23 protein-coding genes are annotated in these 24,498 nt (G+C 51.6%); 10 read left to right on the forward strand and 13 right to left on the reverse strand.

Annotated elements, in window-relative coordinates; genetic code table 11:
• Position 1 precedes the first annotated feature (1 nt).
• Entirely contained in the window at positions 2–868 is an 867-nt protein-coding gene (yghU, locus tag ACE3MN_RS03605) for a glutathione-dependent disulfide-bond oxidoreductase (protein ID WP_049099283.1), read from the reverse strand.
• Positions 869–928: 60 nt separating this feature from the next.
• Positions 929–1,489 carry a DsbA family protein gene (locus ACE3MN_RS03610; RefSeq protein ID WP_004135790.1) on the reverse strand — a complete coding sequence of 187 codons (561 nt, stop codon included), beginning with the start codon at positions 1,487–1,489 and terminating at the stop codon, positions 929–931.
• Between ACE3MN_RS03610 and ACE3MN_RS03615 the strand changes: the two genes are divergently transcribed.
• From ACE3MN_RS03615 to ACE3MN_RS03625, 3 genes are all read left to right on the forward strand, one after another.
• Positions 1,489–1,617 carry a hypothetical protein gene (locus tag ACE3MN_RS03615; protein ID WP_305955025.1) on the forward strand — a complete coding sequence of 43 codons (129 nt, stop codon included), beginning with the start codon at positions 1,489–1,491 and terminating at the stop codon, positions 1,615–1,617. The two genes, ACE3MN_RS03610 and ACE3MN_RS03615, sit on opposite strands and share 1 nt — an antisense overlap.
• 76 nt (positions 1,618–1,693) lie before the next feature.
• Entirely contained in the window at positions 1,694–3,565 is a 1,872-nt protein-coding gene (gene gss / locus ACE3MN_RS03620) for a bifunctional glutathionylspermidine amidase/synthase (RefSeq protein WP_004135792.1), read from the forward strand.
• 265 nt (positions 3,566–3,830) lie between these two features.
• A complete protein-coding gene (locus ACE3MN_RS03625) occupies positions 3,831–5,012 on the forward strand; it encodes a PLP-dependent aminotransferase family protein (RefSeq protein ID WP_004135794.1) in 1,182 nt (393 codons plus the stop codon).
• A gap of 334 nt (positions 5,013–5,346) precedes the next feature.
• Here the strand turns inward: ACE3MN_RS03625 and ACE3MN_RS03630 are convergent, their stop codons facing one another.
• The 3 genes from ACE3MN_RS03630 to ACE3MN_RS03640 all read right to left on the reverse strand — a co-directional run bounded on the left by ACE3MN_RS03630 (position 5,347) and on the right by ACE3MN_RS03640 (position 6,762).
• A complete protein-coding gene (locus ACE3MN_RS03630; protein ID WP_004135795.1) occupies positions 5,347–5,535 on the reverse strand; it encodes a hypothetical protein in 189 nt (62 codons plus the stop codon).
• Positions 5,536–5,716: 181 nt separating this feature from the next.
• Positions 5,717–6,055, reverse strand: a complete 339-nt coding sequence (locus ACE3MN_RS03635; RefSeq protein ID WP_004135798.1) for a hypothetical protein — start codon at positions 6,053–6,055, stop codon at positions 5,717–5,719.
• Between the two features lie 104 nt (positions 6,056–6,159).
• Complete coding sequence (locus ACE3MN_RS03640; protein ID WP_004135806.1) at positions 6,160–6,762, reverse strand: short chain dehydrogenase; 603 nt, start codon at positions 6,760–6,762, stop codon at positions 6,160–6,162.
• Between the two features lie 98 nt (positions 6,763–6,860).
• Between ACE3MN_RS03640 and ACE3MN_RS03645 the strand changes: the two genes are divergently transcribed.
• The gene (locus tag ACE3MN_RS03645) at positions 6,861–7,760 is read left to right on the forward strand and encodes a LysR family transcriptional regulator (RefSeq protein ID WP_004135809.1); all 900 of its coding nucleotides are present in this window, start codon (positions 6,861–6,863) and stop codon (positions 7,758–7,760) included.
• Positions 7,761–7,839: 79 nt separating this feature from the next.
• Here ACE3MN_RS03645 and ACE3MN_RS03650 read toward each other — a convergent pair whose 3' ends face one another.
• Both ACE3MN_RS03650 and ACE3MN_RS03655 read right to left on the reverse strand, forming a co-directional pair.
• Positions 7,840–8,985: a trans-sulfuration enzyme family protein gene (locus ACE3MN_RS03650; protein WP_014839554.1), complete on the reverse strand. Its 1,146-nt coding sequence runs from the start codon at positions 8,983–8,985 to the stop codon at positions 7,840–7,842.
• A 10-nt stretch (positions 8,986–8,995) separates the two neighbouring features.
• A complete protein-coding gene (locus tag ACE3MN_RS03655) occupies positions 8,996–10,366 on the reverse strand; it encodes a pyridoxal-phosphate dependent enzyme (protein WP_004135812.1) in 1,371 nt (456 codons plus the stop codon).
• A gap of 545 nt (positions 10,367–10,911) precedes the next feature.
• Here ACE3MN_RS03655 and ACE3MN_RS03660 point away from each other — a divergent pair.
• Complete coding sequence (locus tag ACE3MN_RS03660; RefSeq protein ID WP_102650092.1) at positions 10,912–12,300, forward strand: SLC13 family permease; 1,389 nt, start codon at positions 10,912–10,914, stop codon at positions 12,298–12,300.
• A 137-nt stretch (positions 12,301–12,437) separates the two neighbouring features.
• On the opposite strand, the gene ACE3MN_RS03665 is transcribed toward ACE3MN_RS03660, so the two are convergent.
• The 4 genes from ACE3MN_RS03665 to ACE3MN_RS03680 are packed head-to-tail and all read right to left on the reverse strand — an operon-like array spanning position 12,438 to position 17,480.
• On the reverse strand, positions 12,438–13,601 hold the full coding sequence (locus tag ACE3MN_RS03665; protein ID WP_180971302.1) for a hypothetical protein: 1,164 nt from the start codon (positions 13,599–13,601) through the stop codon (positions 12,438–12,440).
• A 50-nt stretch (positions 13,602–13,651) separates the two neighbouring features.
• Positions 13,652–16,177, reverse strand: coding sequence for a fimbria/pilus outer membrane usher protein (locus ACE3MN_RS03670; protein WP_142385541.1), 2,526 nt, complete (start codon positions 16,175–16,177; stop codon positions 13,652–13,654).
• A 37-nt stretch (positions 16,178–16,214) separates the two neighbouring features.
• A complete protein-coding gene (locus ACE3MN_RS03675; protein ID WP_102650093.1) occupies positions 16,215–16,913 on the reverse strand; it encodes a molecular chaperone in 699 nt (232 codons plus the stop codon).
• A gap of 48 nt (positions 16,914–16,961) precedes the next feature.
• A complete protein-coding gene (locus ACE3MN_RS03680; protein ID WP_102650094.1) occupies positions 16,962–17,480 on the reverse strand; it encodes a fimbrial protein in 519 nt (172 codons plus the stop codon).
• Positions 17,481–18,271: 791 nt separating this feature from the next.
• Here ACE3MN_RS03680 and ACE3MN_RS03685 point away from each other — a divergent pair.
• The 3 genes from ACE3MN_RS03685 to ACE3MN_RS03695 all read left to right on the forward strand — a co-directional run bounded on the left by ACE3MN_RS03685 (position 18,272) and on the right by ACE3MN_RS03695 (position 20,441).
• Positions 18,272–18,637 (forward strand): RidA family protein, encoded by a 366-nt coding sequence (locus ACE3MN_RS03685; RefSeq protein WP_257999605.1) that lies wholly within the window; start codon positions 18,272–18,274, stop codon positions 18,635–18,637.
• A gap of 513 nt (positions 18,638–19,150) precedes the next feature.
• Positions 19,151–19,975, forward strand: a complete 825-nt coding sequence (locus ACE3MN_RS03690) for a transcriptional regulator (RefSeq protein WP_102650097.1) — start codon at positions 19,151–19,153, stop codon at positions 19,973–19,975.
• Positions 19,968–20,441, forward strand: coding sequence for a hypothetical protein (locus ACE3MN_RS03695; protein WP_102650098.1), 474 nt, complete (start codon positions 19,968–19,970; stop codon positions 20,439–20,441). The genes ACE3MN_RS03690 and ACE3MN_RS03695 overlap by 8 nt, the downstream gene beginning before the upstream one ends.
• A gap of 39 nt (positions 20,442–20,480) precedes the next feature.
• Here the strand turns inward: ACE3MN_RS03695 and ACE3MN_RS03700 are convergent, their stop codons facing one another.
• On the reverse strand, positions 20,481–21,029 hold the full coding sequence (locus ACE3MN_RS03700; RefSeq protein ID WP_102650099.1) for a LuxR C-terminal-related transcriptional regulator: 549 nt from the start codon (positions 21,027–21,029) through the stop codon (positions 20,481–20,483).
• Between the two features lie 389 nt (positions 21,030–21,418).
• On the opposite strand from ACE3MN_RS03700, the gene ACE3MN_RS03705 reads away from it, so the two are divergent.
• Both ACE3MN_RS03705 and ACE3MN_RS03710 read left to right on the forward strand, forming a co-directional pair.
• Positions 21,419–22,285, forward strand: coding sequence for a nucleoside deaminase (locus tag ACE3MN_RS03705; protein ID WP_257999606.1), 867 nt, complete (start codon positions 21,419–21,421; stop codon positions 22,283–22,285).
• Between the two features lie 154 nt (positions 22,286–22,439).
• On the forward strand, positions 22,440–23,333 hold the full coding sequence (locus ACE3MN_RS03710) for a PHP domain-containing protein (protein WP_102650101.1): 894 nt from the start codon (positions 22,440–22,442) through the stop codon (positions 23,331–23,333).
• Between the two features lie 212 nt (positions 23,334–23,545).
• Here ACE3MN_RS03710 and ACE3MN_RS03715 read toward each other — a convergent pair whose 3' ends face one another.
• Entirely contained in the window at positions 23,546–24,319 is a 774-nt protein-coding gene (locus ACE3MN_RS03715; RefSeq protein ID WP_102650102.1) for an alpha/beta hydrolase, read from the reverse strand.
• Between the last annotated feature and the right edge of the window lie 179 nt (positions 24,320–24,498).

A 24,498-nucleotide genomic window follows, 5' to 3' on the forward strand; every position in this document is an offset into this window, starting at 1 on the left:
GTTACGCCTGGCGCTTATCTTCGGTTTGCGTGTCGAAGTCGCTGGCGTCATGGCGCTCGTGAAGCTGCTCGTTGAGCGGGCCAGAGGTGCGGTTAACCATACGTCCGCGCTGAACGGCCGGACGGTTGCCGACGTCCTGCGCCCAGCGCAGCACGTTTTTATAGCTACCGGCATCAAGGAACTCGGCGGCGTTGTAAACGTTCCCCAGCACCACGTTGCCGTACCACGGCCAGATAGCCATGTCGGCGATGGTGTACTCCTCTCCTGCCACAAAACGGCCGCGGGCAAGCTGCTTGTCGAGCACGTCAAGCTGGCGTTTGGCTTCCATCGTAAAGCGGTCGATCGCGTATTCGATTTTCACCGGCGCATAGCTGAAGAAATGGCCAAAACCGCCGCCGAGGAACGGGGCCGAGCCCTGCAGCCAGAACAGCCAGTTGAGAGTTTCAGTGCGGCCTGCCGGATCTTTGGGCAGGAAGAAGCCGAACTTTTCCGCCAGATAGAGCAGGATGCTGCCGGATTCAAAAACGCGGGTCGGCGGCGTGGTGGAGTGGTCGCGGAGCGCGGGGATTTTCGAGTTCGGGTTAACCTCGACAAAGCCGCTGGAGAACTGGTCGCCTTCGCCGATGCGAATCAGCCAGGCGTCGTATTCCGCGTCGCTGACGCCTAACGCCAGCAGTTCTTCCAGCATAATGGTCACCTTCTGCCCGTTAGGCGTCCCCAGCGAATAGAGCTGAAGCGGGTGCGCGCCCACCGGCAGCACCCGATCGTGCGTTGCGCCGGAAACGGGACGGTTGATATTGGCGAATGCGCCGCCGTTGTTTTGCTTCCATTCCCACACTTTAGGTGGCTGGTAGTTATTCTCTGACATGCTGATCTGCCTTTTTAGTGAGGTGTTGAAGTCGTGGCGCTAAACTTTCGGTGCGCCGGTCTAAGCCAGAATCCGCGCGGCCCATACGCTGACGTCGTCGCCGCTGCCGAGATCCGCCTGCACCAGGCCGTTAACCATAAAGGTCGGCGACACGTGGATGCCGTTCTGGCGGGCATACTTGCTGTGCCATTTGATCTCGTTTTGCAGCTCCGGGCGGGCAAACGCCGCAGCCAGCGAAACGTGGCTATAGCGTTCGATACGCTCGATAATCTGCTGCGGCGTGGCGTCCATGTTTGGCCCGCTGCAGTGGTCGGTAAACTCAAACTCTTCGCGGTGGTCGGCGACGGCTTTAAGCACCTTATGCGCCTGCTCCCGGCCGTGCGGCAAGGTGGAAGCGGCGAGAATGCAGCGCACGATGACGCCGGAAAACAGATGCCAGGGCTGGGACTGGAGACGAATTTTGATCGTCACGTTATCCGCGCCAACTTCATCCAGCAGATCATCCAGCTTATTAAAGGCGCGCACGGAGAAAGGGCAGGTGGGTTCGAGGAACACCTCAAAGGTGCGTGGGCCATGCCCCCAGACCAGCGGTTGGGCAGTCAGATGCGAAGGTGTGCTCATTGTCGACTCCTGTTTTTTTTATCTCAAATAACGATATCACTTTTGCCCGGCGGCGCAGGCTTATTTTCCTTAAGGGCACGATTAGCGAATCGAATGAGTGGTATCATCACTCCACCTCTGTCTGGTAAGTGCCTGCGGCAGGATAAGAAGAGGGAGTTTTGTTTCGCCAACTGCCCGGGCTGCATTAATTTGAGGTCAGGCTAAATGAGCAAAGGTTCGACAAGCAGTGACGCCCCGTTTGGTACACTCTTAGGCTACGCACCGGGCGGCGTGGCGATTTATTCTTCGAATTACAGTAGCTTAAATCCGCAAGATTACCCGGATGACGCCACGTTCCGCAGCTATATCGGTAATGAGTATATGGGGCACAAATGGCAGTGCGTGGAGTTCGCGCGCCGTTTTCTGTTCCTCACCTACGGTTTTGTTTTCACCGATGTCGGCATGGCCTACGAAATCTTCTCCCTGCGTTTTTTACGCGAGGTGGTCAACGACAATATTCTGCCGCTGCAGGCGTTCGCCAACGGCTCCCGCCGTCCGCCGATCGCCGGCTCACTGCTGATCTGGCAGAAAGGCGGCGAGTTTAAGCACACTGGCCACGTGGCGGTGATTACGCAACTGGTAGGCAATAAGGTCAGGATTGCCGAGCAGAACGTGATTCACTCGCCGCTGCCGCAGGGCCAGCAGTGGACCCGAGAGCTGACGCTGGAAGTGAAAAACGGCATCTACACGATTAAAGACACCTTTGCCGATACCGAAATCCTCGGCTGGATGATCCAAACCGCCGATACCGAGCACAGCCTGCCGCAGCCGGTGCTGCCGGGTGAGGCGATGGCCATCAAAGGCGCGCGGCTGCCGAATAAAGGCCAATACCGCGGCAACTGGCTCAACGAGAAAGATTCGCTGCAAAAAGCCTACGTGGAAGCCAACGGCCACGTCATCAATAAAGACCCTTACCAGTATTTCACCATCACCGAAAGCGCCGAGCAGGAGCTTATCAAGGCCACCAACGAGCTGCATCTGATGTACCTGCACGCCACCGACAAGGTGATGAAGGATGACAGCCTGCTGGCGCTGTTCGATATTCCGAAAATTCTCTGGCCGCGCCTGCGCCTCTCGTGGCAGCGGCGTCGCCATCATATGATTACCGGCCGCATGGATTTCTGTATGGATGAGCGCGGGCTGAAGGTATATGAGTACAACGCCGACTCCGCGTCCTGCCATACCGAAGGTGGGCTGATCCTCGAACAGTGGCTGAAACAGGGCTACTACGGCACCGGCCACAACCCGGCGGAAAACCTGCTGGATGAGCTGGCTGGGGCGTGGAAGCACAGCCGGGCGCGCCCTTTCGTGCACATCATGCAGGATAAGGATCTGGAGGAGAACTACCACGCGCAGTTTATCCAGCGTTCGCTGACCCAGGCCGGTTTCGAGAGCAAAATTCTGTTTGGCCTTGATGAGCTGCGCTGGGATGCCGCCGGGCAGCTGATCGACGCCGACGGTCGTCTGGTTAACTGCGTCTGGAAAACCTGGGCATGGGAAACCGCCATTGAGCAGGTGCGGGAAGTCAGCGCCGATGAGTACGCGGCGGTGCCGATCCGTACCGGACACCCGAATAATGAAGTTCGCCTGATAGACGTTCTGCTGCGCCCGGAAGTATTAGTCTTCGAGCCGCTGTGGACGGTCATCCCCGGCAATAAGGCGATTTTGCCGGTGCTGTGGTCGCTGTTCCCCAACCATCGCTATCTTCTGGATACCGATTTTGTGGTCAACGAGCAGTTGGCGGAAAGCGGCTATGCGGTTAAGCCTATCTCAGGCCGCTGCGGCAACAATATCGACCTGATTGGCCCGCAGGACGAAGTGCTGGATAAAACCAGCGGCCAGTTTTTCGACCGCAAAAATATCTACCAGCAGCTGTGGTGCCTGCCAAAAGTGGATGGCAAATACATCCAGGTTTGCACCTTCACCGTCGGCGGTAACTACGGCGGGACCTGCCTGCGCGGAGATGATTCTCTGGTGGTTAAAAAAGAGAGCGATATTGAGCCGTTAATCGTGCTAAAAGACACAGATAGCCGTTAAGTTTGGCCCGGATTGCGGCGATGAGCGCCTTATTCGGGCTGCGGTTCTCGTCACCTGCGGCATTTGTAGCCCGGGCAAGGCGCATCGCGCCGCCCCCGGGGGAAGGCCGCAGGATGCTGAAGAATATCCCGGAGGCGATGCTGCGCATCTGTCCGGGCTACCGAACATACGAACCCGTAGCCCCAGTGAGCATAGTGCGACCGGGAGAATTATCGGTAAAAAATAGATAAAACATCACAACAACAAGACAGAAAAGGAAAATAGTATGCACGATCGGCGACTCGCCGCCCGCGCGGGTGAACTTAAGCCCTCCGCCGTCCGCGAACTCCTCAAGCACAGTAAACTGCCCGGCGTGATCTCCCTGGGCGGCGGTATTCCGGCCCCGGAGCTTTTTGATACCGAAGGCCTGAACCTGGCGGTGCAGCAGGTGATGAACGGGCGCTTTAACGATGCGTTTCAGTACGGGTTGACCGAAGGTTATCCGCCGCTGCGTCAGGCCGTTAGCGAACTGTGTCAGGCGCGCGGCGTTGCCTGCCCGGCAAGCCATGTCTATATCACCTCCGGTTCGCAGCAGTCGCTGGATATCGTCGCCCGCACGCTGCTCGATCCGGGCGATGCCATCGTCGTTGAGCGCCCGACCTATCTGGCGGCGCTGCAGGTCTTCCAGCTGGCGCAGGCGAACATTCTCAGCGTCGATACCGATGATGACGGTATGCTGGTGGAGCAACTGGCCGACCTGCTGGAAACCACCCGGGTGAAAGCCGTTTACCTGGTGCCGACGTTTGGCAACCCCGGTGGGAAAACCCTGAGCGAAGCGCGCCGTCGCCGCCTGGTAGAGCTGGCGAAAAAGCATGACTTCGTCATCATTGAAGACGATCCGTACGGTGAAATCAGCTTCACTGACGAAGTGCGCCGCCCGCTGTATCAGTACGCGGTTGAGTTGGGCTGTGAAGATCAGGTGGTTTATACCTCCACCTTCTCCAAGATCCTCGCGCCGGGGATGCGTATTGGCTGGATCGTCATGCCGGACTGGCTGGCGCAGCAGACGGTGATCGTCAAACAGGCGGCGGATCTGCACACTAACATGCTCTCGCAGGTGATCACCGCGGAATACCTGAGCATGAACCGTCTGGAAAGCCAGATTGCCCTGATTCGCGAAGATTATCGTAAGAAGTGCGTGGCGCTGGCCGACGCGCTGGAATCGCAGCTTGGCGAGCATCTGGAGTTTAGCCGTCCTAAAGGCGGTATGTTCCTGTGGGCTCGCTTCCGTTATCCGTTCGATACCATGGAATGGATGAAGAAAACGCTGGAAAACGGCGTAGTCTACGTGCCTGGGGAAGCGTTCTATAACGATAACCCGGATACCCGCACGCTGCGTCTCTCCTACTCTACGGTGTCGGCAGACGGTCTGATGACCGCCGTCGAGCGTCTGGCGAAGTCGCTGTAATCGCCCTGCTCTGCGCCGTTGGCGGCGCGGGGCTTCCTTGCCGTTCTCTTCTCTAAGCCCCCCATCTTCATGCGAATGCATGGTCTGCCCGTTGAGCGAAAAACAGCAATGAGTAACGTGAAAATGGCCTGGGCGGGGTTTTTGAATCGCCCGTAGCCTTTGGCTACGGGCGAGAGAAACACAGAGGCGGGCCTTCTGCGACTTATCGTCGGCCCGGGTCGTTAATCCTGGTCGGCAATGCGATCGTCAAGCCAGATCAGCATCAATGCGGAAAGAAAAGCAACAGCGACGGTACCAATAGCTAACAGCATAAGAAGAGCCTCAGGGGTTTTTATTATTTTTCTGCGTTGACCGATGAGCGATTATTTCTGTCTGTGATGGTGACTTTGGTTGCTGACTGGGATGTGGCGAGGGTGAAAAAATCGTCAGCATCGATATCGAAATTGAGGACGATTTCTTTGTACTTCCCGCAATTCATTAACTCTTTTGCTTCTTTCATACTACTGGCTGTAATAGTAGGCATCAGTTTCATCTCGTTGAAAAACTGAGAAGCAAAATAAGAGCTTGTCGATACCAGATCAACTACTTTTTATGATAAGGGCAATCCGGCGTCAGATTGATGATTGCCGCCGCCAATAGCCAATTGAAACATAATTTCTGCTTAACCTTTCCTGCCAGCGTTTCGTTTTGCTCAGCGCGAATTCTTAGCGCGAACGCTGTTTTTCGCTCATCAGCTGGCGACAGCGCTGCTGGTCCTTACTGATACTTTTCTGTTCTTCCGGCGTGAGCTGCTGCCAGGTGTCCAGCATCCGTTGGCCCAGGGCGGGCACGTAATGGGTCTTATGCAGCGCATAGTCCGAATTGCCGCCTTCAATCATATTTTCCATATCGCGGAGAAACGCGCGGCTGTCCTGATGGTCGATCGCGCAGAAGACGGAGCGGTAGTACGCGACATCCTCTTCGGCGTAGCGGGGCGTGAACCACCAGATAAGCAGGGCGATAAGCGCCAAAAGCGGGGCAATAAAAGCGAGTTTTTTCAACATGAGTGGTTCAAAAAGGCAAATTGAAGGGCCAGTGTAACTGTTGATGGAACAGGATGTAAGCGCCGTCGCGGGCCGGAAGGGGGATTCCAGCCCGCAGCGGCCGGTTAGTAGCCGACCTTATAGATCCGTCCGTTCTGGATGCCTTCTACGCTGCGGCGGTAGGCCTGAGCCACGCTGGCGGCGGGGACGCTGGCAAAACCGGGGAAGAAACCATCGTAGGCTGCTGCCGATTCCGTTAATACGGTCGGGCTAATCAGGTTAATGCGTATTCCGCGCGGCAGTTCGCAGGCGGCGGCGCGAACGAATCCTTCCAGCCCGGCGTTGACGGTGGTGGCATTGACGCCCTGAGCGATGGGCTCATGGGCGACGATCCCGCTAATCAGCGTAATAGATCCGCCATCGTTCAGATAATGCTGGCCGGTCAACGCCAGGCGAATCTGCCCCAATAGCTTATCCTGTAAGCCCTGGTTGAAATCGCCGTCGGTCATGGTTGCCAGTGGGCCAAAGAACAGATTACCGGTGGCGGAAACAATCGCGTCTACCCGGCCGGTTTTCTCAAACAGGCTCTCTACGCTTTGCTGTGAGGTGATATCCACTTGATAGTCGCCCTGAGTGCGGCCGACGTGAATAACCTCATGACGCTGACTTAACTCTTGCGCAACCGCGCGGCCAACGGTACCGCTGGCGCCAATAACGATGATTTTCATAGCAGGTTCCTCTCTCGGGTGAGAGGCTATTCTTTAATAAAACAGATATCGGATAAACTGGCTAAAAGTTAAATGATTACTAACCTGAGGTTTGCAATATGGATAAGCTGCGGGCGATGGAGACCTTTATTGCGGTGGTGGAATGCGGAAGCTTTACCGAAGCCGCATCGCGGCTCGATATGTCGGCGGTGATGGTCGGGAAATATATCGCGCTGATCGAGCGGCAGCTTAATACCCGTCTTCTTGAGCGCAATACCCGCCGCCAGAGCCTCACCGACGCCGGGCGGGTCTATTTTGACGAGGCGAAACGCGTCCTTGAGCAGGTTTCAATCGCCGAAAGCGCGGTGGAGAGGCTGCGGATCGCGCCCGCGGGGACGCTGCGGGTAAGCGCGCCGACGTCGTTTGGCGCCTGCGTGATCGCACCGCTGGCCGCCACTTTTCTCCAGGCCTGGCCCGACGTGCGCGTGGAGCTGGATCTGACCAACCGGATGGTCGATCTGGTGGATGAGGGTATCGATCTGGCGATCCGCATCGGCGAGATCCGCAATAACGATCTGGTGGCAAAGTATCTCGCGCCCTACCGGATGACGATCTGCGCCGCGCCCGGGTATTTAGCCCGCCACGGTACGCCGACAACGCCTGCGGACCTGGCCGATCACCTCTGTTTGTCGCATACGGTGTGGACCGCGCGCAATGAGTGGAAGCTGCCGGGCGCGGAGGAGGGCGTCCGCTGGAAGCGCGATGCTGTTCTGCGCTGTAATGATGGCTACGCGCTGCGAACGGCGGCGATCGCCGGCGCCGGACTGCTGCTGCAGCCGGAAGTGCTGCTGGCGGATGCGCTCGAGTGCGGCCAACTGGTGCGCGTGCTGGAGGCTTATACTCCGCAGCCGAGACCGGTTCATCTACTCTGGCGTCAGGATCTGCGCCCGCTGCCGAAGCTGACGCGGTTTGTTGAGCATCTTTTGCAGGGGCAGCGCCAGAACGGGCTGACCGCTTAATTCTCTGCCGGGCGGCGGGCCTGATGTGATGGGGGGCTTGTCGGCCCGGCAAGAGGTTAGCCGCCGCCGGGCAATCTGCTTAGTCGCGCAGCGCGTGGCGCCAGTCGGCGATCAGATCCTGCGGATCTTCAATCCCTACCGACAGACGAATCAGCTGCGGAGTAATCCCGTTGGCTAACCGCTGCTCCAGCGGGATCGACGCGTGGGTCATGCTAAACGGCTGGCTCACCAGGCTTTCCACGCCGCCGAGGCTCTCCGCGAGGGTAAACAGCTTCAGTTTACGAATGATCCGCTCGGCGTAGCCGTCGTCGCCTTTGACCACCACGGAGATCATCCCGCCGGGAAGCGCCATCTGCCTGCGCGCCAGCTGATGATGCGGATGCGAGGCCAGCCACGGGAACCAGACCTTTTCGACCTGCGGCTGCTGCTCCAGCCACTCGGCGAGCAGCAGCGCATTGCTGCTGTGGCGCTCCATACGCAGCGCCAGGGTACGAATACCGCGCAGCGTCAGGAAGCTGCTGAACGGATCGAGAACGCCGCCAACCGCGTTTTGCAGATAGCCCAGCTTTTCCGCCAGCGCGGCGTTGTCGCCGACCACCGCCAGCCCGGCGACCACATCGGAGTGGCCGTTGAGGTATTTGGTCGCCGAGTGCACCACGATATCGAAGCCCAGCTCCAGCGGACGATGGATAGCCGGCGAGGCGAAGGTGTTGTCGGTGACGCTGATAATATTGTGCCGCCGGGCAATGGCGGCGATAGCGCTGAGGTCTGCCAGCTTAAGCAGCGGGTTGGTCGGCGTTTCGACCCAGATCATGCGCGTATCGGGCCGAATGGCCGCTTCGATGGCCGCCAGATCGTCGGGCTTCACCCAGCTCACCCGCAGGCCGGCGCTGCGGCGGCGAACGTTTTCAATCAGCCGGTATGTGCCGCCGTAGACATCGTCGACGGCGACCAGGTGGCTATCTTTATCCAGCAGCTCCAGCACGGTTGAGATGGCCGCAAGGCCGGAAGCAAAGGCGTAGCCGCGCGTGCCGCTTTCCAGGTCGGCAATTGCCGTTTCCAGCGCGTGGCGGGTCGGGTTGCCGCTGCGCGAATATTCGTACCCGGTATGCTGGCCCGGCGCGGGCTGGGCAAAGGTAGAGGTGGCATAAATAGGCGGCATCACCGCGCCGTGTTCATCGGTGAATGTGCCGCTATGTACGCTCAGAGTATGCAAATTTGTCATTGAGAAGTCCTTACTGTTCGAGTCGGTTACGCCAGGTGGTCAGCACATCGCTGCGGGTAATGAGGCCAAGAAAACGATCGTTGTCGGCGATAACGGCTACCAGGCCGCGATCGAAAATGGCCTTCAGCGCGCTTTCCGGCGCGTGCTTATCCAGGGTTTCCACGTTACGGGTCATCGCTTCCCTGACCGGCAGAGCAAAGCGCTGGCTGTCGCCCTGGACATGGCTAATCAGATCCCATTCGTCGACGATGCCGACGACGCGGCCGTTTTCCAGCACCGGCAGCTGCGAGATGTCGTAGAGGCGCATACGCGCGAGGATGGCCGCCAGGGTATCGTCCGGCGCGGCGGTGACGGTTGCCCCTTCGTCGTGGCGCAGAGCGATAAAATCGCTGAGATCGCCGCGCGATGGGCGGCTTAAAAAGCCCTGCTGGCGCATCCAGTCATCGTTAAACATCTTTGATAAATATTTATTGCCGCTGTCGCAGGCGAAGGTCACCACGCGTTTAGGGGATGTCTGCGACCGGCAGTAGCGCAGGGCGGCGGTGAGCAATGTTCCGGTAGAGGAGCCTGCCAGAATACCTTCAACCTGCAGCAGCTGGCGGGCGGTGGCGAAAGCTTCGCTATCGGTGACGCGGTAAGCGCTGCGGACGCCTTCAAGATGGGCCAGCGGCGGAATAAAGTCTTCGCCGATCCCTTCAACCAGCCAGGAGCCGGTTTCACCGTAGCGCCCGGTTTCGACCTGGTCCGCCAGAATGGAGCCCGCCGGATCGGCAAGGATAAATTCCGTTTTAGGGGAGTGTTCAGCAAACCAGGCCTGTAGCCCGCCGAGCGTTCCGCCGGAGCCGACGCCGACGACGATCGCGTCGATATCGCCTTCCAGCTGCTGGAAGATTTCCGGGGCAGTGGTGGTGGCATGCGCCAGCGGATTGGCCTCGTTATTAAACTGGTCGATATAAAAGGCGCCTGGCGTTTCGTCGGCAAGACGCCGGGCGTAGTCCTGATAGTAGGCGGGATGGCCTTTGTTAACGTCCGAGCGGGTAAGCTGCACCTGCGCTCCCAGCGCGCGCAGATGGAAAATCTTCTCGCGGCTCATTTTGTCCGGCACCACCAGGATCAGGCGATAATTTTTCTGCGCGGCGATCAGCGCCAGCCCGAGGCCGGTATTGCCGGCGGTGGCTTCGATAATCGTGCCCCCGGGCTTTAATTTTCCTTCGCGCTCTGCCTGGGTAATCATGGATAGCGCGACGCGGTCTTTTATCGAGCCGCCGGGATTTTGATTTTCCAGTTTTAGAAACAGGTTGCAGGGGCCGGTATCCAGCTTATGCAGCTGCAGCAGGGGAGTATGACCAATCAGGTCGCTAACGGAATGAAAAACTGACATAACATTTTGCCCATTCGTATCGAGATGATTTGAATGGTAGGGCTGCAAAATTGGCATTTTAAAGAACTTTTGTCTGCCGTTAAGAGCAAAAAGGAATATAAGATGCTTTTTAGCCATCCGGAGGGAAAGGTTGTTAGCCGCCTGGGCGTGTCGATTTCCAGAAAATAGCTTTTTTGCCGGGTTTTTCACCGAATTATCCGTTTTTACGCGCTGCTTTATCTCTATTTCAGAAAAGGATTGCTGAAAATAATCGATAGTTCCCAGCGGCAACTTTCAGGTGCCAGCGAAAATATCAGTACCCGGTATACCGGGGCATTGTTCAACGACGGAAATTCAGGTGAGTGAATTAATCCTGATAAGATGTTCCTGCTCGCTTCAATAAATAACCTATATCAGGAACCCTATTTCCAAAAATATCCTGCCCAGTAGTTAATCAGTCGGAAAATTGTCTGGTACGATCCAGTTAACAGAACAGGAACATAATTTATACCTGCAAGACATATACATGTAATGATTCAGTCGTAACCAGTTACAAGGAAGCTACTATGAATAAAAACGACATGAGTCCTTTACCCACCAATACCCACGAGTGGTTTTTTAATCGTAACAGCATCATCATTTTGCTCGATATTGTTCTGTTTATCGTTCTCTACAACACGCTACCCTATGAGCCGAAGGTGGTCATGGGACTGAGTATGCTCGCTTTTATCGCCGTATTATGGTTAACGGAAGCGCTGCATGTGACCGTCACGGCAATAATGGTTCCCGTCATGGCCGTGCTGCTGGGGGTATTTAATACCCAGGCGGCGCTAAACAGTTTTGCCAACTCTACGATATTTCTTTTCCTCGGCGGCTTTGCTCTGGCGGCGGCGATGCATGTGCAGGGGCTGGATAAAGTCATTGCTGATAAGGTATTAGCGATGGCGAGGGGTAAAATGAGCCTCGCGGTCTTTATGCTGTTTGGCGTGACGGCGCTGCTGTCAATGTGGATCAGTAATACGGCGACGGCCGCAATGATGATGCCGCTGGTATTGGGGATCCTGAGCAAAGTCGATAGCAAAAACAGCCATTCGACCTATGTGTTTGTGCTCCTGGGGATTGCCTATAGCGCCAGCATTGGCGGGATGGCGACGATCGTCGGCAGTCCACCGAATGCGATTGCCGCCGCCGAGGTGGGGCTCTCCTTCTTTGACTGGATGAAGTTCGGTTTCCCGGCAATGATCGTCTTACTGCCTGTCGCTATTGCGATTCTTTACCTCGTGTTCGGGCCGGAACTTAAGGGGACCTTCGAAACGAATAGTGAACGGGTCGATTGGGATAAAGGCAAAATAGTCACCCTGGCTATTTTTGCGCTTACCGTATTCTTCTGGATTTTCAGCGGACCCATTAACGATCTGCTGGGCGGTTTTAAATCCTTCGATACCATCGTGGCTTTAGGCGCCATTATATTGGTCAATTTCGCCCGGGTGGTTCACTGGAAGGATATAGAGAAAACGGCTGACTGGGGCGTGCTGCTATTATTCGGCGGTGGTATTTGCTTAAGTAATGTGTTGAAAGAGACGGGCACCAGCTTGTTCCTGGCAAACCAGATTAGCGGGATGGTGGCTCATATGGGGATATTTATTATTATCCTGGTGATTGCAACATTCGTGGTGTTTCTAACCGAGTTTGCCAGTAATACGGCCAGCGCTGCGTTGCTCATTCCCGTATTTGCCTCGGTGGCCGAAGCGTTCGGCATGTCTCCTGTGATTCTGTCGGTATTGATTGCCATTGCGGCTTCATGCGCTTTTATGCTGCCCGTGGCGACGCCGCCAAACGCTATCGTTTTCGCCACCGGTCATATCAAGCAGCAGGAGATGATGCGCGCCGGCCTGTTTTTGAATATCGCCTGTATTATCGTTTTGACCGGATTTAGCATGTTGTTTTGGGTATAACTTAAACGCAGCGCGGCGGTCATTGCTGGCCGCCGTGTCAGGATTACTCTCTTTGAGCGACAGGTGGGGCGCGCTCTTGCCATCGGCGGCATCGCCAGTATAAAGCGATGCCGGGCGTTAACGATTAAGCCAATAATCTAGGGCAGCGTAAAGGTGACCGTAGCTCTGGCGCTCCAGGCGCCTGAGGCGCTCGAACTTTGCGCTTTCCACTGCGCCGTCAACGACTGTGGCGTCTGCACGGGGTGGGTATAGGTGGCGCCCGAACAGACGTTGGCGTTGGTATTGTCGCGCATTATTCGAAAATCGATTTGCCCTGTTGTCGCGCAGCTCCATGATTCAAGAACGTTAAAGTTTTCCGATGCGCCAAAATTGCGGGTTATATTGCCCTGCCCGGTTACGGTAAGCGGTTGTTCCATATAGGTTGTGCGCCAGGCGGAGATAGTTCCGGTGTTGAATACCGTCCTTGGGAGAATGTCAATCGCGGTAATATTGCGGATATTAACGGCGATAGTATTGGTTATAGGAAGCGCCGGCGAGTAACTAATCGTCGGAGCAAAGGCGGGTTTGTTGACCGTGGTTACCATCTCAAAAGCCCGCGCGATGACTGTCGCTGTGCTCAGAGTTAAGTTCGCACCTTGTGGTACGGAACAGTTAAAATAAACATAAGGTGGTGTTTTGGCGGTGAGTGTCGCCCTCATGTTGGCGTCATACGGAGAAGACGATACTTGAAATGGCCCGACCGTCTGGCGCGGATAAGTAACAGAAGTCGTATTGACGCTTGATATTGCTGATTTACTTAATGAGTAATCTCGTTGAGTAGAACCTAAATTAAAGGTCAGCCCAACAAATTCCCCAAAACTCGTTAAATAACTTACATTGCTATGTACACTATAAAACGATTTACAAGAGGCGCTTTTGCCCATGTAGATCATATAAGGCTCCATAAAGGAGAAGCATCCGCTTATGGTAAGCGATGTACCGCTGGCAGATGCTGAGCATACCCCAGTAGCGTTAATATTTGTTGCGGCGGTTGTGGCAATAGCAGAACTGCTCATTGTATGGGTATGCGGCCCCCAGTAAAATGGTCCTCCACGTTGAGCATAATTATTAGCGGCCCAGTAAACCCTTTCACCATTAGCGATTACCGACGCGCTGGCCGTAACGGTCCTTGGCGTCAGCGTGACGGTTATCGGATCCGTAGTATAAGCGCCGGTTACCGGATCAAACGATCCGCTATTGGCTTCAGGGGTGACCATCAGCGTCGCTGCGATGGCAACGAACATAAACACAAACCACTTCATTCTGTTCTTCCTCGTAAGGAGTGCTATTTACTTCGCCCAAGGGCGCAGAATTATTGACAGACGCTCGTCGCGTTCCAGAGACCGGATGCGCCAGCAGATTTATGGGCTATATAATCCGCCCGGCAGGCGGTTTCCTGCCCCTGGCCATTCCCCCATTTCACCTGCAGCGTCCCTTTTTGCGGTAAACCGCTCAGCAGCACTTCTCCGCCATCACCGACAATTGACGCGTTTTCTTCACTTTTAAGCAGCGACGCCATTGCGCCAAAGGGGACCGGTTTACCGTCGGGCAGCGTTAATGTCATCAGGACACGGTGGCCAATGGCGGTTTTATACTCCGCCCTGACAATAGCCCCGCGGGTGGGGACAACTTTATTGGTCATATAGGTGATATCGGTATCGTCCCGCAGGGTCTTGCTATTCAGGCTAATATCATTGCGGCGATAGGGTGTCAGATAAGGAACAACCGCATAGCCCCGGCTGTCCGTAGAGATATCGGCGTAGTTATTGATGCCAATGCCTTCAGCGCCAGGAGCCTTAACTAACCCGATGGTTTCACCCAGCGATTGGGACAGCGTGATACCATTCTCATGAATCACTACCCCACCGGCTATGCCATACCCCAGCTGTTGACTGTCGCGGCTGCGGCTGTAGGAACCATTTAACGTTCCGTAGCTTGCCTTCCAACTGACGTTGCCCCCGACGACTTGTTGTTCGCTGCGCCCGGCGTGCGTCGCGTTTATCCCCCAGTCAAGACTGGCATCCTCAAAGGCTGAACCATTCAGTCGCAGGTTGTGGCTGGTCCCGTTTCCACTCGCATGGGTTGTCCCGTATGAGGCGTATGTCCGGTTGAGGAATTTATCCAGCGGCACATTGATTTCAAAGGAGACCACATTATCCTGTTCGGCATGGCCATACAGTCCGCTATTCCGGTTCCAGGAGTAGTTCAGACTGATACCAATCGCGTTGAAATTTTTGTAATACCCCAGGTTCGCCGACAGGCTGTTACGTTCTTTCTGCCAGTAATCCTCGCTGATTAAGGATGCATTCAACGCTCCAAAGTTATCGCCAAGATCCTGATTCAGCGACAGCTCTGCACGGTTGCGTCGGCGATCGGTGATATAAGACGGAATGTTATTATCGCTGCGGTAGGTCCCCAGCGTTTCTTCCAGCGAGCGAAATCCGGAGGTGGAATAGCGATAGCCGGCGATGGTAAAGTTCGTTCCCGTCTGCAGGAAATTTTTGCTATAGCGTACCCGGAGCGACTGGCCCTGTTGCCTGCCGGTATCGGTCGACATGGATCGGGAATGGATGGCGTCGGCGGAAAAGGCGCCCCAGCTACCGATATTCTTACCCACACCCAACGCATATGACTGATATTTATTGCCTGCGTTTTGCACGCCGCCGTAGAGCGTAAAGCCCCATGGAAGGCCGTAAATTCCGGTCCCCTGAACAAACAGGTTTTTTTCCGTGCGAGAATCGTAGGAGCGGAATTGACCGCCCGTTACGCTATAGCGAAACTTACCTTCACGCTGTAGAACAGGCAAAGATGCGTAGGGGATGCGCAAGTGCTGCTCGCTGCCGTCGGCTTCTTTGATGGTCACGTCAAGATCGCCTGCTCCCCCGGTGGAGGCCAGATCGGAGATCTCAAACGCTCCTGGCGCCACTTTGGTCTCATAGACCACGTAGCCGTTCTGACGGATGGTGACCAGGGCGTTGCTGCGGGCAACCCCTCGAATCACAGGCGCGTAGTTACGTACGCTGGAAGGCAGCATGTCGTCGTCCGAGGCCATCTGAAAACCACGAAACGGCACGCTATCGAAGACATCAGCTGGTGCTGAACTGTCGCCTAACGTCAGCTGGCTGCGCAAAGAGATAATATTCCGCTGAAGATAGCTATAGACGTTGTCCCATTTACTTCCACTCTGATTACTATGCTCAAAGGTGGTGTAGTTGCGCAGACGCCAGGGACCGATATTGAGACCGGGACGCAGGTTCAAATACGTGCTTTCGTAAGTTTCTGCGCCCTTAAATCGGCTCTGATAGCTATTCATGTTGTAATTGAGGAGGAGGGCTGGAATACCTTCATCCCAACGTTCAACGGGCACTTCATCCAGGCTGCGCGTATTCATTGCCGCATGAGGGATACTCAGATTCAGCTTTTGGCGGTTAAACTGAAAGTCGGCAAATGCATCCGGGATACCCGCAAGATTGGCGCATTCGCTATCATTGACGGCAAGTTCTGGAAATGAGGCGGTATCAATTCCCCAGACGCTAAGTTCTGCCAGGGTGACGCAGGGATCCAGCTTTCCATCCTTGTTTTTTGAAAACATCACATCGCGGGCATCTGCGGTCACCATTTCGTTATTGACGTAGATATCTACACGGTAGTTTCCTGCTGGCTGTCCATTGACGACTTCAAATACGGAGAGGTCTGTCGTCGGCGCGCCATCCCCTTCGCGAACCTCAAGCAAAGCAGGGTTAAAAAACTCATCTGCAAATGATATGCCTGGAGCATTGAATAGCGCAGACATAATCAAGAGGCATGTATATTTTATATTGAAATTGAACTGGTCCAAAATTCCATACCTGTTAATCAGATGTGAACAGAAAAAATTAATATTTTGAGTGAAACTCTTTGCCACTCGTACCGTAATCATTAATTATTTTCCAGCTAACGGTGTTACCGACTGCCCCTGCTGGAATAGTAAATAGTCGTTCTGTTGCTGGTGCCACATAGGTCTGTTCTGGTAAGGTGGGTTTAAACATCTTTCCGCCCACCGTAATGACGCTGAAGTTCATATAAAACGGCGTCGGGTTAGTCACCTGGATCTGGTTACCGACTTTTTTCCAGATAAGTTTATCCCCGCTTTCTTCAGGTAAACCTTTCACAGCTGAAGGGCGATAAATAAATTTTAGCCTTTTTTTGATCGCCAGCTGCAATGTATTACCCCGTACCTCATTTTTTTTAACTGAAGGGATAGTCTTAATGTTTAGCCAGAATAATGACTCCCGGTCTTGCGCAAGGTTTGCACCTGTAAAGACGGCGCGCAAAGTATTGTCCTGGCCTGGCTCAAGACGAAATAATGGTGGGGTAATCATAAACGGGGCCTTAGCTTTGCTATTCTCCCCTTCGTCCACCCATGACTGAATAAGAACGGGAATGCCCTTGTTCGTATTGCTGACAGTAATCGATGCTTCTTTTTCATCGCCATGAAAAACCAGGCGAGTCCCGCCGACCGAAACCGCCGCATGACTATTTATTGAAAAAGTCAAACATGACGTCATTAAAGATAAAACAAGCAACGCTTTCATTAATACTCCGGTAGCGGAGGTGTTACCACCTCCGCTGCATGTCAAAAATTACATATACGAGATGTTTACCTGGGCTACGGCGTTAGCAACGCCTGCGGTGACAGAAGCCGCAGTACTGATGTAATTAGCCGTAAAGCGGAGCTGTTGGGTCGCGGCGCTAGTCAGCGCAATACCTGAATCGGCAGAGTTAATATCGATATTGGTGCCGTCAGCCTTTTTGATATTAATAGATACGCCGGTTGCGCCGCCGCCGGTCAGCGCCAGGTCGCCTGCCGCATCCGCTGCCCCTGAAAAGGTCACCAGTGCAGCTGTCGGGCCGCCTGAAACCGGGCATCCCGTTAAGTTGATGGAGAAAGGAACAGGAAGGGTCGTTGTTCCAACCGTCGGAAATTGAGCAACGCCGTAGGTGCCTAGCGGAACGTTCACAGTACTGTCTGAAGTGTCTACACGGCAGGCTTCCTGAAGAATGGTTCCGCTGAAGTTAACGGTGGCATCTGCAGCCAGTGCCTGAGATGCAGACACAGATAACAGACCAAATGCAAACGCAACTGCTGATAATTTTTTCATACATCATTATCCTTAATGTAAGCAACCGAAGGCATTCGGCGCATATTGCTATAAAGTTACACAGAGCCATATCATATGAACGGCCTTGGGTAACAACATAACGATCCCGTTATTTCTATGCACCTGAAAACGTCTTATTAAGAATGTTTGACCGCTCATAATTCACGCCTGGAAAAATCCCTCTCCCGGCATATGAAAGTTGCAGCATGACATTTTGCTGCCGGCTAAAAATGGCACGAAGCGCACTTATCAATATGCTTAATAACATTACCTCTTCATTTATCTGGTTTTTTATTATCGAACCACAGGGGGGGGCGGTTGAGGGCGGGCTTTATTACAGGTTATTGTCCTGAGTTTTATGTTATAATTTTGTTTAAAAATACCATTTAATTTAAATAGATATTAACAAGGTGCCTTGCTTTGACTGTTTATAAATATTTTTTAATACCTGTTTTTATTATTTTAATAGCAAGGGGTGAAATCGATAATGTTCTTTCTAATCAATGTGTTGTGATATTTAATTTTGGGGTTTTAAATGTATTTAAGAACCTTTAAGATTTTTTAAGGGTATTTCATGTGGCAGCACGTGACAGTTTTTAGCATTAAATGAGATGATTTCCTTGAGAAAAGTGTATTTTACTTTCATGTCCCGGGTTTATCCCTGACACAGGAAAACCAGGATATTACGCTATGGCTTTTTTATGATACGTCACGGGACGCGCGTTTTTGCCATGCACTCACAAATCGTGACCTGATTTTGGCTTTCAGTCATATAAGATTTAAAAGGATCAATGATGAGTAAGATTATAAGGCACGAAATTAATGAAAGCTGGGCAATATCCGGAGTAGTCGAATCCTGTGGTTTGGTCTTTGTGAGTTACTGTATTGGTAACATCGGGAAGCCCATTGAGGAACAGATAAATGGCGCTTTCGATAATTTGAGCGAAAGGCTTAACGCTATCGGCCTGACGCTGGAGTCAGTCGTAAAAATTGATGCTCTGTTTCGCGACGTATGGAATATCCCATTAATGGAAAAAGTCATGCGTCAGCGATTTAACGGCCATTATCCCGCCAGAAAATCAATTCAAACCGAGTTTGCCCATGCTGGCGGGGACGCAGGTATGCTCTTTCAGCTTGATGCGATTGCCTGTCGTTAATCGATGTCGCCTCTTCTGTAATTGACAGAGGCGCGCCGTTTCGCTGTTCAAGCTGGAAGCCATTGAATTAGCCCCCGGCTTGCGGGGCCGCTAAAACAACGGGACGGGGTCCCGTCAGCAAAAAAAGATGTTTAAAAGGAAAAAGAATGATCCGGGGCGCTAGGTTTTTACGTTAACGATGAAGAGGGCTTTGAGTGCTGGCATGCGAATAAGACTGGCATGGCAAAAAACGCGTTCGTTGGAAAATAACAGATTGTAGTTGCTGGGGTTATTATATTTAAAGGCCGAGTTTTTTATCCCTGCGTTCAGCAAATTTAAGACCGTGAACGGTCTAATACGCGAAAGGACGCAGCCGCTTTTAGCGAAGTTTGACGGGAGCAAAAAGTTAAGCATGAAAATTTAAGGTCAAATATTTTTTTCAATTATATAATTAGCTATAATGCATGTAATTCCAGTTGCACCGATTATCTCCTTACTGCTTTAACCTCTTTTAACATCAATCGCGAATGACATATGTATTGGATCATAAACAAAAATATAGAATTTTGGCCTGAAAATAGACGGTTAATCTCGTTGAAAAACCCGGCGCTGAGCGTCACATTGACGGCTCCGGCAAGCCACTGCCTTGACCTTTTACTGGAAGCCTCACCGAAGCTGGTCAGCCAGCAGACTTTTTTTAAAAAAGTTTGGGAAGATGAGGGGATCCTGGTTCCTGCAAATACCTTGTATCAAAACATATCGATTGTCAGGCGTGGACTGCGCGATGTCGGGGAAACGGATAGCTCATTAGTCGTGACGGTGCCGCGTAAAGGTTTTCATATCAATGCCAACGTTAACGTTGAAAAACGTGAAAAAATATCTTTAGATTCAGAAGGTTCTGCTGATGCAGCTCTCACGGTGCAGGATAGCGTTGCGGAAAAAAAAACAACCACTGAATCTGTAGCTACCGTGCATACGGCTGATAAGAAAAACGTCCGCTTAAAGGCTGTCACACTCTTGATTATGGCATTGAGTTTCCTGGCGGGCTTTTTTTCTCTTCATTACCTCTGGCACTTTAATGATGAAAAACCCTTTTTTAGCAGCTATACATTAGTTGAAAGCGATCGCGGTTGCCATTTTTATACCATAGATGATAATCATGCCAGCATTGATAAATTTAATAGTTATAAGTCTTTGATTTTCAAATCCGGACTGGACTGTAAGAAGTATCCCTTTGTTTATTTTTCCATGTCGCAGATGTCTCCCAGTCTTATAGTGTTGATTTGCAGAAAAAATTACACCGCGAAGGCTTCTGCCGGATGTGTTACTCTCTCTTTTCGTGGAAATGTAGATGAATAAAATAAAAATTGTGATTGGCTTTTTTATTTCTGGCGCTCTGGCAGGGGGGATCTATAATTTTGTGAACGATAAAATAAATCATAAGGAAGAGTGTACGGCATCGCTCGTGGTCTTCAAGGATAATACACAAACTAATTTGACGTTAAATTTCATGTATTCACTTGCTGAACGTAAGGGTACCGTTGCGGTCAGCGGTAGCTATCTGGATGGCGGGAAACTGCAGGGCCATATCAGAAGAGATGTCATCTATGATATGGTCAAAAATCATGAAACTCACCATTTCCACTCCAGAGAAATAAACCGATACGGTAACATTGACTCCGTGTCGGATGAATTCCTGGCCAGCATCCTGCCTGACTTTTACGTTTATCCAAATGAAAAAATAAGCTATATTATTTCAAAGCAAAATGAGCATAGCTTTCTGATAAAAATTGGGTCACGACCGCTACTGTATTGTGCTAATTAACGGTACGGATGATGAGTCAGGCTTGCTTATCATCCACAATTATCTGGCATAATCGTCCTTTAAATGGTCTTTTATAATGAGTAAATCAGTTAGCTTCCCTGCGCCAATTTTTCGACAGGCCACATATCTGTAATTGCTGACGATCTTACTGGTGAGCGATAGAGATTCAGCGATAACATGCGTATCTTTACCTTCAAGGCTTTTGTTGAGAATGATTTTTTCAATTTTGCTTAAGCGCTGGTTTTTGGTCGGTTTACACTTAACCCGTCTGATCAGGCAGCGGAGCGCTTTCATTATGACTTCCGGCGGCGCTTTAGCATTTATCACGGTATCTGCATCACAGATGAGTGCATGCTGCGACGAACTCAGAATCAGTAATACTTTGCATCGCTGGTTTAACGAGGAAAGTTTGCTGGCGTTGCATTTGTTTTCTAAACTCAGATGCAGGATAACAATATCCTCATAGTTTAAACGATCGAGTTGCGGGTCGTCACAATGACAGCTTTTGATTTCCATCGCGTTATATTGTCCGACACAGATAATGCCATCTCGAAGATACTGGTTATTGCTGATGATGAAGATAGCCATGATAACTCCCGTAAGCATTTCACTCATGATGTGTCGTATTAAATGACTATATCTGATTGTTCAGAAATTCAAACTTATCTCGTCTTAAATTTTCTTATTTACTCATATTAAATGGTAAAACTTATAGTAAACAAGAGGTTGTATGATTTTCTTGAGGTGTCTGATAAGATATAAATAACATTTAGAAAATTCCTTATTAAATAATAATCGTCTTTTAATGTGCTTAGAATAATCTTAACGTTGATTTGCGTCATTATATCGTGGTTGTGATTAGTGTTTTACTAATCTCATGCGTATTAATCATCTTATCTTTTTACGCAGCGTATAGCACTTGTCACCAGGTGCCATAAATAAATTCACTTGCGGGATGTGGTTTTATGAATGGGGTTATGGAACTAGAATTCTGGATGCGTGTTGCCATTGGTGAAGCTGAAGAGAGTTTGCGTGAGGGGAATAAAGGTTTTGGCACCGTTATCATCAAGGATGGTGAGATGGTTGCGGCGGCGCATGACTATGAGGAAACAGAGGGAGACGCAACCTCACATGCTGAAATCAACGCGATTAAAATTGCCAGCCAAAAAATTGGCAAAAATTTAAACGGGTGCATACTGATATCCACCAGTGAGCCTTGTCCTATGTGCGCATTTGCCATCGCCTGGTCCGGGATAAGCGAAATAGCTTTTGGTTTTTCTATTCAGGATGCACTTGCTCAAGGGCGGCGGCGAATTGCATTTCAGTGCGTCGAGGCTTTTGATAAGGCGGGCACAGAGGTTATTGTTCATAAAGGTATTCTGCGGCGGGAATGCGCAATTCTCTATCGTGCTGACGTTCGCAGCGAAATTAATCATCTGCGCAACGCAACCGATGAAGACCTTAAGGCGCTGAACGCGGATTCCATTGCCCGCCGTACTGCATGGTTCTGCCAAAATAAAGCCAGGTTGAATATTGGCGATAGCCATTTATTAGATACCGCACACCGCTTACTTATAACGCGATTCCACGCTGCAGAGGTTGAAATGCCCGTGGTGAACAGAACTGAGAAGCAAATTACTTTCCACTCTATGAATTTCTGCCCAACGCTTGAGGCATGCAGACTTCTGCGCCTCGATACCCGGCACGTTTGCAAACTCCTGAATGAAGAGTCCACCGATATGTTAGTGAAAAAGATAGATAGCCGGCTTCGCTTCTCTCGAAATTATAATAACCTCAGACCATATTCCTCTTTCTGCGAAGAATCTATTTCTATTGAGGATTGAACGTGTGTTGCCATAAGCGATGTGCCTGATTGTTTCAGGGCCGTTAACGGACTTTAGCTTCCTGAAAAGCAAAGCTATCCGTTAACCATCGGCGATTCAACAGGGCAAAGCAGGCGATCAGCGGCGTAATGTTAAAACTTTTAAAGGAGAAGTCATGAAATTAATCGACTTGCACATGCATTCGGCATATAGCAACGATGCCGATTTCCCGGTCAGCGATCTGCTTACCATGGCTAAAGCGGCGAATCTTGCGGCCCTGGCGATAACCGATCACAACTCGGCGCGATCCGTTGAGGAGTCTATTCGCTATGGCAGAGCAAATAGCGTAAGCGTGATGACCGGGATTGAAATCGACTGCGCGTTTGCGGGCAACAATTATCATCTGCTGGGCTACGGTTTTCGTCGAGACAGCCGGGATTTTGACGCCGTCGAACACAACTTCCATCGTCTGGAAACTGCCGCGACGCCGCTAAAGCTGGAGAAACTGCGGGCGCTGGGGTTCCAGCTTGATGAAGATCGCCTGTATGCCATGGCCGGCGATCGGGTCCCGCAGGAAGAGGAGATGGCAGAACTTATTTTAGAGGATGCGCGCAACCTGAATCATGATCTGCTGCTGCCTTACCGCGCGGGGAATGCGCGCAGCGATATGCCGTTAATTAACTTTTTTTGGGACTTTTTTGGCCGAGGCAAACCCTGCCAGGTGACGGTGGAATTGCCGCCGATGGCGGAGATGGCGGCGCTGATAATCGACAACGGCGGCATTCCGGTCATTGCGCATATCGGCGCTAACGTGAAGGAAAAGCCGTTGGCGGTGATTGAAAAGATGTTGCCACTTGGCGTACGCGGCGTGGAAGTGTTCTCCAGCTATCATGATGAGGAGCTATGTCGCGAACTTTATCACTACACGCTGGATAAATCGCTGCTGGCGACCTGCGGCAGTGACTTTCATGGTAAAAACAAACCCAACATTAAGCCTGGCGACTGTAGACCATGGCGTGACGCGCTATCGAAAACCCTGGAAATCCTCGAGCAGGTTGATCTTTATTGACGCCTGAAACCTACCGGCTGTGGGCGAGTTATTAAATAACAAGGACAAAAGATTTTGTGTATAGGTATTATCGGGCAGGAAAAGAGGCACAGGAAGAGGTATCTGCTGTCAGTCAGAGAAAGAGATGGACCACTTTCGTTATGCCTCTAAATAGAGAGTCACAAAATCGCGTATATTTTATGGGGGCGCATAGTTTTGTTGAGAGCCACGTTTCACGCCAATGACTCTCTCCTTCGGATAAATTTAGCTACGGCTTGTAACGCCTCATCCGCTTCAGGTACCTTTCCCACCGATGACTGAAATACATGCCAGAGCCCGTCCCATATCTCAAGCTCAACTTGCATCCCAGCCTTTTTAGCATATTGGGAGAGGCGTAATGCATCATCGCGCAATAACTCCTCGCTTCCCACCTGAATAAATACGGGAGGAAGTCCAGACAAATCACCAAACAGGGGAGACAGCAGAACAGACGAGTCCGGCAAAGGATCTTGATGCTGTTTTAACAGGAGTAAAAGCGACATGACCAGTCCACCACCGCTAGAGTCTCCCGCGAGGATAATGTCCTCTGCTGAATAACCATTAGCAAGCAGCCATAAATAGGCCTGATGACAATTTAATAAGGCCGCAGGAAATCGATTTTCTGGCGCCAGAGGATATTCCAGTACCAGAGTTCGGCAACCAGAATATTGTGCGAGACAGGCAGCGAGTTTTCTGTGAGTCAGACACGATCCCTGAGAATTTCCACCGCCGTGGAAATAGAGAATAATCCTGGTATTTATCGAATCGGGATATGAAATCCATTCCGCGGTTATCTCTGTATCGTTAACCGTTTCGATGCATACACCCGCAGGTAGTGTTGCCTTTATGGCTGCAGACTCCCAGACCTGGCGCTGAAGGGAGAGTGGGGTATTCAAAAGAAAATGAATATTCTCATCATGATTTTCAAATAGCTTAGCTTTATAATCTTTTGCTCCGTTACTCAGCATCTTCATTCCTTTTGCTGCTTACGCCAGAAATAATAATTGTCGGAAGTGCTTTTTTTGCATTTTAATAGGCATTAATTTATTTACTCATTCATAAACAATCTGAGAAATACGCCACATTATAAGTTTATTAAAATTCTTCGGCTTTTTTTTATCTTTTCCTACTAACCGATAAATAGCTT

This window comes from Klebsiella grimontii, from assembly GCF_042137965.1.
In the GTDB taxonomy this organism is placed as follows: Bacteria; Pseudomonadota; Gammaproteobacteria; order Enterobacterales; family Enterobacteriaceae; genus Klebsiella; species Klebsiella grimontii.

What these genes read in the sequence shown, in the direction of transcription:
- ACE3MN_RS03690 (WP_102650097.1), top strand. Translation starts at nt 19,151, where the DNA reads ATGTATTGGATCATAAACAAAAATATAGAATTTTGGCCTGAAAATAGA.
- ACE3MN_RS03635 (WP_004135798.1), bottom strand. Translation starts at nt 6,055, where the DNA reads ATGTTGAAAAAACTCGCTTTTATTGCCCCGCTTTTGGCGCTTATCGCC.
- ACE3MN_RS03705 (WP_257999606.1), top strand. Translation starts at nt 21,419, where the DNA reads ATGGAACTAGAATTCTGGATGCGTGTTGCCATTGGTGAAGCTGAAGAG.
- ACE3MN_RS03665 (WP_180971302.1), bottom strand. Translation starts at nt 13,601, where the DNA reads ATGAAGTGGTTTGTGTTTATGTTCGTTGCCATCGCAGCGACGCTGATG.
- ACE3MN_RS03610 (WP_004135790.1), bottom strand. Translation starts at nt 1,489, where the DNA reads ATGAGCACACCTTCGCATCTGACTGCCCAACCGCTGGTCTGGGGGCAT.
- ACE3MN_RS03640 (WP_004135806.1), bottom strand. Translation starts at nt 6,762, where the DNA reads ATGAAAATCATCGTTATTGGCGCCAGCGGTACCGTTGGCCGCGCGGTT.
- yghU (WP_049099283.1), bottom strand. Translation starts at nt 868, where the DNA reads ATGTCAGAGAATAACTACCAGCCACCTAAAGTGTGGGAATGGAAGCAA.
- ACE3MN_RS03645 (WP_004135809.1), top strand. Translation starts at nt 6,861, where the DNA reads ATGGATAAGCTGCGGGCGATGGAGACCTTTATTGCGGTGGTGGAATGC.
- ACE3MN_RS03660 (WP_102650092.1), top strand. Translation starts at nt 10,912, where the DNA reads ATGAATAAAAACGACATGAGTCCTTTACCCACCAATACCCACGAGTGG.
- ACE3MN_RS03715 (WP_102650102.1), bottom strand. Translation starts at nt 24,319, where the DNA reads ATGCTGAGTAACGGAGCAAAAGATTATAAAGCTAAGCTATTTGAAAAT.
- ACE3MN_RS03625 (WP_004135794.1), top strand. Translation starts at nt 3,831, where the DNA reads ATGCACGATCGGCGACTCGCCGCCCGCGCGGGTGAACTTAAGCCCTCC.
- ACE3MN_RS03710 (WP_102650101.1), top strand. Translation starts at nt 22,440, where the DNA reads ATGAAATTAATCGACTTGCACATGCATTCGGCATATAGCAACGATGCC.
- ACE3MN_RS03675 (WP_102650093.1), bottom strand. Translation starts at nt 16,913, where the DNA reads ATGAAAGCGTTGCTTGTTTTATCTTTAATGACGTCATGTTTGACTTTT.
- ACE3MN_RS03630 (WP_004135795.1), bottom strand. Translation starts at nt 5,535, where the DNA reads ATGCCTACTATTACAGCCAGTAGTATGAAAGAAGCAAAAGAGTTAATG.
- ACE3MN_RS03700 (WP_102650099.1), bottom strand. Translation starts at nt 21,029, where the DNA reads ATGGCTATCTTCATCATCAGCAATAACCAGTATCTTCGAGATGGCATT.
- ACE3MN_RS03685 (WP_257999605.1), top strand. Translation starts at nt 18,272, where the DNA reads ATGATGAGTAAGATTATAAGGCACGAAATTAATGAAAGCTGGGCAATA.
- ACE3MN_RS03695 (WP_102650098.1), top strand. Translation starts at nt 19,968, where the DNA reads ATGAATAAAATAAAAATTGTGATTGGCTTTTTTATTTCTGGCGCTCTG.
- ACE3MN_RS03655 (WP_004135812.1), bottom strand. Translation starts at nt 10,366, where the DNA reads ATGTCAGTTTTTCATTCCGTTAGCGACCTGATTGGTCATACTCCCCTG.
- ACE3MN_RS03680 (WP_102650094.1), bottom strand. Translation starts at nt 17,480, where the DNA reads ATGAAAAAATTATCAGCAGTTGCGTTTGCATTTGGTCTGTTATCTGTG.
- ACE3MN_RS03650 (WP_014839554.1), bottom strand. Translation starts at nt 8,985, where the DNA reads ATGACAAATTTGCATACTCTGAGCGTACATAGCGGCACATTCACCGAT.
- gss (WP_004135792.1), top strand. Translation starts at nt 1,694, where the DNA reads ATGAGCAAAGGTTCGACAAGCAGTGACGCCCCGTTTGGTACACTCTTA.